At 64.7% G+C, this 11474-nt stretch carries 9 protein-coding genes and 2 pseudogenes; 7 read left to right on the forward strand and 4 right to left on the reverse strand.

The window, feature by feature from the left end; all coding sequences use genetic code 11:
• Window positions 1-113: 113 nt before the first annotated feature.
• The 5 genes and pseudogenes from ABEA10_RS12560 to ABEA10_RS12580 form a co-directional block, all read left to right on the forward strand.
• Complete coding sequence (locus ABEA10_RS12560) at window positions 114-494, forward strand: AlkA N-terminal domain-containing protein (protein WP_345462224.1); 381 nt, start codon at window positions 114-116, stop codon at window positions 492-494.
• Between the two features lie 348 nt (window positions 495-842).
• A complete protein-coding gene (locus ABEA10_RS12565; RefSeq protein WP_345462227.1) occupies window positions 843-1463 on the forward strand; it encodes a TetR/AcrR family transcriptional regulator in 621 nt (206 codons plus the stop codon).
• 611 nt (window positions 1464-2074) lie between these two features.
• Entirely contained in the window at window positions 2075-2581 is a 507-nt protein-coding gene (locus ABEA10_RS12570; protein ID WP_345462060.1) for a TetR family transcriptional regulator C-terminal domain-containing protein, read from the forward strand.
• Window positions 2582-4338: 1757 nt separating this feature from the next.
• Window positions 4339-6087: a sensor histidine kinase gene (locus ABEA10_RS12575; protein ID WP_345462062.1), complete on the forward strand. Its 1749-nt coding sequence runs from the start codon at window positions 4339-4341 to the stop codon at window positions 6085-6087.
• A 92-nt stretch (window positions 6088-6179) separates the two neighbouring features.
• Window positions 6180-6524: pseudogene (locus ABEA10_RS12580) on the forward strand (DDE-type integrase/transposase/recombinase); the annotation flags it as partial.
• Between the two features lie 259 nt (window positions 6525-6783).
• On the opposite strand, the gene ABEA10_RS12585 reads toward ABEA10_RS12580, so the two are convergent.
• From ABEA10_RS12585 to ABEA10_RS12600, 4 genes and pseudogenes are all read right to left on the reverse strand, one after another.
• Window positions 6784-7680: a tyrosine-type recombinase/integrase gene (locus ABEA10_RS12585; RefSeq protein WP_345462065.1), complete on the reverse strand. Its 897-nt coding sequence runs from the start codon at window positions 7678-7680 to the stop codon at window positions 6784-6786.
• Between the two features lie 271 nt (window positions 7681-7951).
• Window positions 7952-8269: a helix-turn-helix domain-containing protein gene (locus ABEA10_RS12590; RefSeq protein ID WP_345462068.1), complete on the reverse strand. Its 318-nt coding sequence runs from the start codon at window positions 8267-8269 to the stop codon at window positions 7952-7954.
• A 308-nt stretch (window positions 8270-8577) separates the two neighbouring features.
• Complete coding sequence (locus ABEA10_RS12595) at window positions 8578-8739, reverse strand: hypothetical protein (protein WP_345462233.1); 162 nt, start codon at window positions 8737-8739, stop codon at window positions 8578-8580.
• Between the two features lie 459 nt (window positions 8740-9198).
• Window positions 9199-9759 (reverse strand): annotated as a pseudogene (locus ABEA10_RS12600) (DNA cytosine methyltransferase); the annotation flags it as partial.
• Between the two features lie 161 nt (window positions 9760-9920).
• Between ABEA10_RS12600 and ABEA10_RS12605 the strand changes: the two are divergent.
• Together ABEA10_RS12605 and ABEA10_RS12610 are read left to right on the forward strand one after the other, a co-directional pair.
• Complete coding sequence (locus ABEA10_RS12605; RefSeq protein WP_345462071.1) at window positions 9921-10742, forward strand: hypothetical protein; 822 nt, start codon at window positions 9921-9923, stop codon at window positions 10740-10742.
• Between the two features lie 218 nt (window positions 10743-10960).
• Window positions 10961-11305, forward strand: a complete 345-nt coding sequence (locus tag ABEA10_RS12610) for a pilin (RefSeq protein ID WP_345462074.1) — start codon at window positions 10961-10963, stop codon at window positions 11303-11305.
• Window positions 11306-11474 lie beyond the last annotated feature (169 nt).

Raw genomic sequence — 11474 nt, forward strand, 5'->3', positions numbered from 1 at the left:
TGGACACGGCCGAACAGGCCGCCTCCTACCCGATGCGCTCCGCTGCCCCCGAGGAGATCACCGTTCGGCCGCCGTTCCAGGCGCCGATGGACTCCAGTTAGACGCCGGCGTATCTGCGCGAGCGCCGGGTTCCTTCGATCGAGGCCGTGGACGAGACACTTGCACGCGCGCCGCAGCCTCCCACGGGACCGGCGCTGATCGACGTCACCGCCACCGCTGAGGCGGTGATCGGCCGGGTGCACCAGAGCGACTCTCAAGAACTGGAGCCGGCGCGCTCGAACATCCGGCGCCTTCTTGACCCGGACGCCTACCCAACGGTCCTCGACACCGACCCCGCGCTCGCCCGCCTGGTCACCGCCCGACCCGGCTTGTGCTCGCCTGGCGCCGCAGACGGCTTCGAGATCTCGGTCCGCGCGATCACCGGCCAGCAGATCTCCGCGCCGGCAAGACCCAGATCACGCATTCCCGAACGAGACAATCACAATTTCCAATAGCCACTACCGGCGAAGCGTCAATTGAGAGACATGGAACCAGATCGCACAAGTACCGACACTCCTCACCGGCCAGTCATCGGTACCTCCGGTCTCCTTGCCTCTCGGCATTCGTGTTACACGGGCAGCGTCATCCATGGATCTCGATCAACGTCTTCTCCCGGCGGCCGTCTTCTGCCGCGACGCGGGCACGGTCGGCGAACTGATAGTTACCTCGGTCGCCTACACCGCTCCGCCGGCAGACGCAGACACCCTGCGGATGGCTGGGTGACATGCGCGTACACAGTGAAAAATCTTCACGTAGGTAGCAGCAAGCGATGAACACCAAGGTAGTGTTGTGCTGTGGCCGAGATGAAGAGGACCTCCCAGACACGACGCCTAACGGCGCGTGGTGCGGCGACGAGGGCCCGAATCGTCGAGGCGGCCGCAAACCTCATGTACATCAGAGGTGTCAATGCGACCACTCTTGATGACGTACGAGCGGCCAGCGGCACCAGCAAGTCGCAGCTGTACCAGCATTTTGCTGACAAAGATGCTCTTGTCCGTGCCGTTGTTGGATTGTGGGCAAAGCGAGTTCTCGACCGTGAAGAGCAACATCTAGAACGCCTGAACTCGTTCAGTGGACTTCAGCGTTGGCGTAGCGCACTGGTTCAACTCAACAGTGTGCAGAACGGCCGGTACGGGTGCGCTCTCGGCTCCATGGCGAACGAGGTCGCCGACCATGACGAAGAAGCACGGGCGATCGTCGCGGCCGGCTTCGCGCGATGGCAGCAGCTGATCGCGAACGGGCTCCGACGCATGCAGGACAACGGCAAGCTCAAGCCGGACGCCGACGCAGATCACCTTGCCATAGGCCTCATCGCGGCACTGCAAGGCGGATATCTGCTCACCCAGACGACTCGCGACATGAAGCCCATGGAAGTCGCGCTTGATATGGCTTTGAGCCAAATTAAGACTCACCTCATCGAGTAGGACGCCTGGAGAAGCGCACTCGACGCACCGGCACCGTAAGCTTCCGAGGACGCTTCTCCAGTAGCCGACCTCGTACGATGACCACATTACGGGTGATAGCGGCGGTCGAGGGGCCGAGGATCGTCATTGCTGATCAGGTGCAGGCGGACCTACCGAGAACCAGGCATGCCAGACCGCACATGGTTCGCATCTCTTGCGGTGTCGTCACCCGCCGCTACGGCCGGTTGATCACCTGCATCGGCGTTCCGTCATCGACGCCGTGGCGATCGCCCCCCCGGCAGGCCTGAGCCAGCTCCCTTTCTTCGCTCTCATCTCACCGCCCGGCCAGCGGTCTGTCAGCAGCGCGGAGTTCACAGGGACATCAACGAGCACGGTGGCCCAGTGGGTAACGCGCCGTGTAGGCCTGCGCAAAGCATGGTAAGATAGGACCATATAGTCCAATGCCTGGGACACGCTCCTCAATAAAGCGGCGATGGATGACAGGCCGCCGGGCGAGTTACGACCACCTCAGCCGACCTCGTACGGGATGGCGACGAAGGTTCGCATTATCCGAGCCGCAGTCGATCTTAATCTACATTAAGGGTCTATGCGGGACGACACTCGCTGAAATCATGGCGGCGAGCAAGAGCTGCGAATCGCAGCTTTACCATTACTTCATCGACAGGGATGTCCTAGTGCGTGACGTCATTGCACTACAGGTACGAATGACAATGAATCGCGAACAGGAGTACCTGAAGCGACTCGATTCTTTCGCCGGCCTGCGGCGATGGGCCAAGGCCCTGGTGCACCTCAATTCGCTACAAAGTGGCAAGTATGGCTGCGCTTTGGGTGCCATGACCAGCGAGTACGCGAGCCGAGACGAAAAGGCGAGAGTCATTCTTTCCCAAGCATTCAAGGATTGGGAAAATCTAATCGCGGACGGCTTCCGACGAATGCAGGATAGCGGCATGCTCTCCACGGAAGTTGATCCAGAAACACTCGCCACGGGCCTGATCGCGACACTTCAAGGCGGCTATCTCCTTGCAAAGGCCGCGCGTGACATCGGGCTGATGGAGCTAGCGTTGAATATGGCCATCGATCACGTCGAGAGCTACCGAGTCGGCGAACCCGACACCTAGCTTGACTCTGTCGGGAATCTTGGGGATCGTCGGCGCGCCACGTAAGGCACCCGGTAGGTGGCCGACAAGCCACCGAGGGGGTCCGGGCCGCGCTGGAAGAACTCGCCGACACCGCCCCGCACCTGCCGGCCGACCTGGTCGAGAAGGAGTGGGGACGCCACTACGGCCGCCCGGTGCGCCTGGACAAGAACCCCACCCGGCCCAAGACCAGGATCAACACCACCCGGCCACGACGCCTGCCGGCTACTGGAACACCTCTACCAGCACAGGGCAGATCTCGCGTTCGGTCCCCGTCGCCAGGCCCTGCGGCAGATCATGGTGCAGAACTACTACCGCGACGCCGCGGGCCGTCTGCGCTGGCGCACGGAGAGGACGGCGGGATTCCGCCCTCCTCGGCCGCGATCGTCTTCGACTACGACCGCCGGCAGGTGACCTGCCCCCAGAGCCAGGTCGGAGATTCCCCGGCCGAAGTCCTGGCGAGCCGCCAGCGGGTGACACTGACGGCTCCAAAATTCCCGACAGAGCCAAGCCAGAAACCCTTACACACTTTCGCGGGCGCAAGCAGCAAGAGACGGCCACTAGACGATGCTTGTGACCTGTGGAAACGCTACCGCACCGGCAGTTTCGTGACCGTGCGGCCGATGACGAGGCGTTGAATCTCCGACGTGCCCCCGAAGATCGTGAAGTTTCTGACGTGCGTTTCGGTCACCGGGCGCGCGGAAGATCAAGGTTCTGAGGTGCGCTCATACCTCTCATCCGCGACCGTCGTTGTGCGTCGCTTTCAGTCCGCTTCCGGGGCAGAGACGGAGCAGTGTGAGCGTTCCGGTCTCGTCCGGAGGACTTCCCCCTCATCTCGTGGTTCAGCGACCTGGTTCGGGGATCCCCACACCTTCGAAGCGGCTATCGCATACCCCAGGCGCGCCATCTCACCCTGGATCCGCCGATGCCCCATGTCGGGTTATCGCACGCCATCCGAAGGACCAGCTTCTTGATCGAAACGCCAATCGAAGGTCGTCCCGGTCGGCGCCGGCCGGTAAAGGTCCACTTACGGGCGACCAGGACGCCCGCATCAGACAGCAGCAGAGGTGAAAGCGCTGGTCTGCGAGCTACGCCGATCCCGCCGCACTGGGGACCGGCCCGCCTCGCGGATGAGCTGGAGCCACACGGAACAGCCTCTCCACTGAGAGAGCGTTCGGGACGTCAAAGTCCCATCTTCTCTCCCGGTCCGGTCGGCGGTCATTAATTCAGGAGTGCCGCATCGATTGCACTTGTGTCACCCTGTTATCGATTGTAACTCGCGCATCCTCAGCAGAGGTGATCCTGCACGTCTTCGCTCCTGATGCCCATCGATCATCTTGACAAGTCTCGATACGATGAGGCGAGTTAGGATATGGACCAAATCGTCCATAACTCTGTCCGAACGAGCGTCCGGGTGTCACGCGCCAAACATGAGCTGGAGACGGTGGCACGGTGTCAGAGAACCACTTGCACCTGTGTGCACCTGGGGCTCTGAGGTGAGTTCATCAACATCGGAAGGATCAGCCTCGCAGCTTCACTGCGAGAACGTCCCTGCTAACGCAGGAAGCATCGGCACCACAAGCCTCGCCGATCACGCATTCACCGCCCAGGCGTCAATGGTCCGGACTGTGAGCTGAGATCCGCCAGAGAAAGGAGGAACTGCCGTGTCTGATCTACCAAAGCAACACTCTGTACCCTCGGACCTGCGCCGAACACGCCCGCCCCTCGCACTGGGGATCTTGGTAGCGATCTCGTGCGTCGGGGCGGAGACGCTCCTTGCCGATCTTCTCAAACAGATCACCCCCGTACGCTCCCTGAACATCTTGTACCTGTTGGGCATTGTGCTGGTCGCAGCCGTATGGGGTCGGTGGCTCGGGTTGGCGACGGCAACAGTCAGCGCCCTCGCCTTCAACTACTTTCTCATCCCGCCGACCGGAAGTTTGACCTTCATGGCCCAGGACTGGGCGGTGCTCGCGTGCTTCCTCGCCGGTACGCTGCTGGCCGGCTCGATCTTTAGGCTGGCCCGGTCGCTGGCCGTCGAGGTCGACGCACGCGCCGAGGCTGACCTGTCCGCTGACCTGTGCCGCATCCTGCTGCACGCGCCGGATGTGAAGACCGCGCAGCCGGAGGCCGCGCGGCGTCTGGCGCGAGCCCTCAAGCTTCCGTACGCGGAGATCCGGCGCGGCGCGAGCCCCGATGACGAGAATCACATGGCGTTCCCGCTGCATGACCATGGCGTCCCGGTCTGCTCACTCCTCGTCCCCACCGGCCTGCCGAGATCGACACTGCGGCGTCTGCGGGAGCGAGTAGTGCCCTCCATCGAGGTGCTGCTGCAGGCGGCACGGGAACGCCAGCGGGTCACGAATGAGCAGGCGGCGTTGCGGCGCTTGGCGACACTCGTCGCACACGGTGCCCCCCCGGAGGAGATCTTCGGTGCGGTCGCACGCGAGCTGGGGCACATCCTGGAAGTACGGCATACGGCAGTCGTCCGCTATGAACCCGACGCCACCAGGACCGAGGTCGGGGTCTGGAACAGCGGTCAGGTCGCCACTTTGCCCCTCGGCTCACCCGTCCCGCTCGAGAAGGGGACTGTCTCCGAACTGGTGGCACGGACGAAGGCACCGGGACGCATCGACACCACCCAGGCCACCGCAGGCAGCCTAGGCACCGGCCCGCTCCTCACCATGTATCGCGATGTGGGGATGAAGTATGCCGTCGGCTGCCCCGTCACGGTCGGCGGGCACCTGTGGGGGGCGGTGGTCGCCGGGTCGACGGCCGAGCCGCTGCCCGATGACACCGAGAAACGCATGCTCGACTTCACCGACCTGGTGGCCGCCGCCATTGCGAACGCCGACAGCCACGCGAAGCTGCAAGCCTCCCGGGCCCGGGTCCTCGCCGCCGCCGACGCGACCCGCCGTCTCATCGAACGCGATCTGCACGACGGGACTCAGCAGCGTCTGGTCGCGGTGATGCTCGAATTGCGTGCCATGGAGGCCATGCCGCCGACCGATCCCGAAGAATTCAAAAGACTGCTGTCCGGCGCGACGCACACTCTGAACGAGGCACTCGAAGACCTGCAGGGGATCGCGCGAGGCCTCCACCCGGCGCTCCTGTCTCGGCGGGGCCTCGTACCCGCGATCAAGGCGCTCGCACGCTGCTCTGCCGTCCCGGTCGAGCTCAACATGTGCGCCGACCGGCAACTGGCGGAGCGGAGCGAAGTAACCGCATACCACGCCGTGTCGGAGGCGCTGACCAACGCGGCCAAACACGCCGACGCGTCTGTCGTGCACGTCGACCTCAGCGTCAAAGACGCCACCATCTGGCTCTCGATCCGCGACGACGGGAAGGGAGGCGCCGACCCCGGCCACGGATCAGGACTCCTCAGCATCACAGACCGCGTCGAGGCACTCGGCGGCAGCCTCCAAATCACGAGCCCGATCGGAGGCGGCACCTCACTACTCGCCGAAATCCCCATCACCGACATGTGATGACACCAGCGGCTCGCTGCCCTGGCATTGCACCTATCGGTAGCCTCTTCCTTGAAGCCCACGGCTACAGACAGACCATCGGCGAAGCTTGGGCCAGCGCTCCAGAGGAGATCCGCAAGGGACGCGCCCGTCTCCCGGTCGGCGGTGGTGAGTTCTTGCATCCGGCCACGGTGATCGACCTGTGCTCCCGTCGCCTGGCCGGCTGGTCGATCGCCGATCACATGCGCACCGGGCTGGTGATCGACGCGCTGGAGGCAGCGGCCCGCACCAGGGGCGGGCGGCTGGACGGCGCGGTCTTTCACGCCGATCACGGGACGCAGTACAGCTCGGCCGACTTCGCCGCCGCCTGCGCCAGCCTGAAACGAGAGACCCTGCAAGGGCGGAAACGCCGGTCAGGGACCCGCGAGGCGCGACTGACGGTGCTTCGGTGGGCCACCGCAAGCCCCCTCATAGCCCGTTCGGATCTACCTGCGAACGCACACGTACCCCCGTTCAGGCTTCTGGACGGGGGTTCGTTTGTAATGGTCATGGGCTACCTCACGGGCAGGCCCGTGACAGTGCGGCCGATGACGAGGCGCTGGATCTCCGAGGTGCCCTCGAAGATCGTGAATATCTTGCTGCCCACAGCAGTTTCCGCAGGTAGAAGTGGTATGGGGTGGGCTGGGTCAGCACCGGGTCAGCACGGCGGTCATCGGCCTAGCCTGCTTGGCCCTCACGGTAGGCGGCGTCGAGGACTTCCCTCGCACGTTCCCACGAGCCGGGCACCAGGTGGCCGTAGATCCGGTAGGTCACCTCGATGCTCTTGTGCCCAAGCCAGCGCGAGACGTCGGTGATGGGGATCCCCCGAGCCAGAGCAATCGAGGCGAAGTAGTGCCGAAGCGAGTGGGGTACGAACCCGTCCGGCAGTCCTGCGGCCTTGACCGCGGCCACGAAGTGCTCTCGGTAGGTGTTGCGGGTGACCAGCTTCTTCTTGCGCCCGGCGAACAGGTAACCATCCGGGGTCGCGCCGTGGTCTGCCAGGTGCTTGTCGATCGCGTCGCAGACATACCGGGGCAGCGGGATGTCGCGGTACTCCCCCACCCTGCGGAACTTCAACGGTCGTAGCTGAGCGGTGGGATTGACCTGCTCGGTGATCCGCAGTGTCTTGCCATCGCCGATACGACATCGGGTGTTCAGCGCAAGCGCCTCACCGATGCGGAGTCCGCACCCATGCATGATCCACACCGTGGCCGCCCAATCGCCGGGGAGGCCGGCGGCAAGCGCCTCAACCTGCGCATGCGTGGGAGCAACGAAGTCCTTCGCTGAACTGACATCGGGTAGTTCGATACCCACGCACGGCGACTCGGGAAGCTTCTTGTCACGAACCGCCTCATTGAAGATCGCGTTGATGACGAGGTGGGCGGTGTGGACCCTACTTGCGCCGATGCCGTTCGCGCGCATGGCTGCGATGAGATTCTTGATGTCCTGCCGACGCACGGTGTTTAGCTTCTTGCCACCGAAGGCTGGATAGATATGGGTACGGAGAACCGAACCATAGGTGTCGCTGCTGCTGTCGGCGATTATCCGTTGCCTTAGCCAGTCGTCGGCGTACACCCTGAAGAGGATGTCACCTTCTTTAGGATCAACGAAGACACCTGCCCGCTTATCGTGCTCGACCTTCAGCGCAAAGTCTTCAGCCTCTCGCTTGCTCTGCCCAAAAGATTTCTCTCGCTGACGACCGGACCGCCCTCCAGCCGCTCTGTATCGGACTATCCACGGGTGTTTGCAGGACCGCCATCGTGTCTGCGGGCACCTGCAGCGTTTCAGTACCGCTGCCACGGTCCACTTCCCTGGGGCAGATAACGCGGAGTACCAGAGGTCACGGTCAAACTCCGCGCACTTCCTGCTGTTCGAGCCAGGATTCTATGTCCCGTTCACGAAACCTGAGATGGCGTCCCACCTTGTAGGCAGTAAATCCCCATGAGCGCCAACATTGGTAAATGGTCTTCTTCGGAATTCCGAGGTACTCGGCGACCTCGGCCACCGTAAGAAGCCGGTTGGAGCCACCGAGCGCTCCCCTTCGATGGGCGCTTGCCCGGCAGGCAGCGTCGCCGGCTGATGGCGTGGAGCCGGGGTATCGTGCCGGTCGACGCTCCGCGCCGCAACCGTCAAGCCCGCCAGACCGATCACCGCAGTTGCTCATCCGATCCCCCAACGGCCGTACAGGCCAGATCTCTTCGGCTTCGGCCGCCTCTTCTCGCGGTGAAGAGCACGAGCGCGACCTCGGAGGAAGGCGCTCACCGCGCTGCCCCTCCGCGGTCGCGATTAGGAGTCGATCGCTCCAATCCGCGGACTTCGACTCCTCATACGGTGTGCTTGGACACGGTATGGAGTCGCACTGCTCAGGGGAGCCCCTGAGCAGGCCCTTTGTGGCTTCGAGGCCACATGGCGCCCCGGCAGTCGCGTGATCTTCGTCTGACAGTCGTCTGGCAGTCGCTCGCCGCCGGGGAGTCACGAGACCTGCCCTGGTGGCATATCCGCGCGGAGGCTGTCGTGCAGCGCGCAGAAGGCCGCAACGGCCTGCTGGGGTACGACGCCGTTGCCGAGCAGGCGCATCTGTGCGGTGCGGGTGAGGGGGAGGTCGGTGACCCAGCCGGCGGGCAGGCCCATCATCCACTCGACGAAGCTGGCGCTCAGGCGGGGCTGTCCTCGGATTCCGCGTTCGGTGGGTGGGGGTGCCGTTCGTCCGAGGATCGTTTCCCACTCGCGGATGGCGGGTTCATAGGTTCCCCAGTCGATCTCGGCGGCCGGTTCGGGACGCGGAGCTCGGCTGAGGGCAGCGTGAGGTCGCCTCTGGAGCCGTGCTGGTTCGGGCTGCCTTTGGTTCCGTCGGTGGCGCGTGGGATCGGGAGGAGGCGTACGGCCACACTGAGCGGCATGGCGCGGTTGGGTTGCTGTCGGGCTCTGCGGTCCAGCCAGGAGCTGAGTCGTTCGCCGTCGTTGGCGTTGCAGGCACTTGGGGTGGGCAGCAGGTCGGCACAGGCCACATCGCACAGCTGAACCTGGCGTCGGTCTCGCCTGCGGCGTTGCGAGCCGGTCTGGCCACGAGTCTCTTGTGCCTGCGGGGTGGGTAGCAGCGATGAAGATCCGGTCGCGGCGGTGGGGGGCTCCGACGTCCGCGGCGCGTAGGCACATCCATGCCGTGTCGTACCCGAGTGCGGCCAGGCCCCCCAGAACCGTGGCGAGTCCGCGGGTGCGGAGGGCGGCCACGTTCTCCAGCAGGACGAGTCCGGGTCGTAGTACGCGAAGGGCGTCGACGATGGTGAGCCACAGTCCACTACGGGTTCCCTCCCTGATGCCGGCACCGTGGCCGGCGTAGCTGATGTCCTGGCATGGGAATCCGGCGGTGACGATGTCCACGGCCGGGACCTGGGTCCAGTCGACGGCGGTCAGGTCACCGACGTTCGGCACGCCGGGAAACCGGCGGTGCAACAGCACGGTCGCGTGGGCGTCGTTCTCAGCGCACCAGCCCATATCCCCGCCGAAGACGGCACGGGCGGCGAGGTCCAGTCCGCCGTAACCGGTGCACATCGATCCGATTCTCGGACGCGCGCGCCCGCCGGCCCTTGTGACCGGCGGGACCCTGTCGCGTCTGCTGTCCTGCGTGTTCGTTTCGGTTGATCTTGCGGCCATGAGGCTTTTCGGCCCTGGCCACCGACCGCTTCATCAACGAACTGCGATCCGGACTTCTCGTATTTCGATGGCGACCACATCTCGTTGACTCGCCTGATCTTCGTCTGCGACTCGTCGCGGATTCGTCTGAGCCGGACGTAGCACAAACGGATGCTGAGCGATTGCGCCGCGAATGGCGGATGTGTAGATGGGCCCGCTCCGGAATTCACCGGAGCTGGAAGGAGCTCATCGTGTCTGTCAACAGTGACGCCATATTCGTTAACGGGAACCGGCCCACACCGTTGGATCGTGCCGCGCAGGCGTTCTGCGAAATCTGCTCCCGAACCGACGCGCCGACCCTCAACGGCCGGACCCTCGGCCATGGGCTGCCGCCCCGTCCTATCAGCGTCCGGGAGCTGGTGGAGCTGCTGCCACTGCTGCAGCCGGTGGCCCGCGACGTCGTATGGCGCGAGCTCGTCCGGCTCGTCCGCACCAGCGGTGAACCCTGGCCCACGATCGCGGTCGGTCTCGCCCTGCCTGGGCTCCGCACGGCGGCGGCCCGGCTTGTGCGCGACTACAGCGGCGATCCGGAGGACCTGGACTCCGAGCTGGTGACGGCGTTCTACGAGGCCCTCGCTGGAGCCGACATCGATGGCCCCATGGTCTGTGCGAAGTTGCGAGCGACGGCCTACAACCAGGTCCGCCGCATGCGGTACAGCGCCATGGCCTACGCGGCTCGCACCCGAGATCTGGACTCCCTCTCCGAGCCGTCGCTGATCCCAGCGCGGGACGGCCATCCGGACTTCGTGCTCGCCTCCGCGGTCAACGCCGGCGTCATCACGCGCGAGGAGGCCGAGCTGATCGGTGCCTCCCGGCTCGAAAGGACGTCCCTGAGCGCCGTGGCCCAGCGTCTCGGCCTACCTGTCACCACTGCCTGGTGCCGCCGGAAGTCGGCTGAGGCACGCCTGACTGCCTGGATCAAAGAAGACAAAAGTTCATCGTGATCTTCGAAGATCGGCGACTTCTCATTCGCAGTTCGTAGTGAAGCCGAATCGGAACTGGCGCCATCCAAGGGGCGAGAAGAAGGCCACCGGCCGCTTCACCGGAACACGCATACCGACCAGAAAGGGGATCGGCTCGATTCCCGCCCCTGGGACGCCTCTTTCGTTCAAGTACCAGCGATAGCGACGGGCGAGATGCCTGCGGGGAGGGAGGCATTCGAATGGCGTGGTTCAACGGGCTAGCACGTACTGCGGTCATAACCGCCGCGATAGGCACGACCGTCGCAGTTGCCGCAACGGCCGTATACGCGTCAGAAAAAGGCGTCGCTGCGCCTGCCGACCTGAAGACGGTGATCAACAACCTGCGGATGTGGCTGATCGGTCTGCTGGTGGCGCTGGCCACGTTGTTCCTCACCGTCGGGGGTCTGCGGCTGCTGCTCGCGGCAGGCGACCCGGGTGAGGTGAGCAAGGCCAAGGAGGCGCTGAAGTACGCCGCGATCGGTTACGGCGTCGCCGCGTTGGCGCCGGTGCTCGTGGAGATCCTCAAACGAATCGTCGGAGCGTGACCATGCCCCGACGACATCCCGCCCGATGGGTCTCTCTACTGCTCATCGCCGCCGCTGCGCTATTCACGAGTACCGGCCTGGCCCACGCGGCGCCGCCAGCACCGAATCCGGCCGCCTCGCCAACCCCGGCTCAACACCCGCAAGCGCCGGCACCTGCGAGCCCGAGCCC

The organism is Actinoallomurus oryzae (assembly GCF_039541955.1).
Taxonomy (GTDB): domain Bacteria; phylum Actinomycetota; class Actinomycetes; order Streptosporangiales; family Streptosporangiaceae; genus Actinoallomurus; species Actinoallomurus oryzae.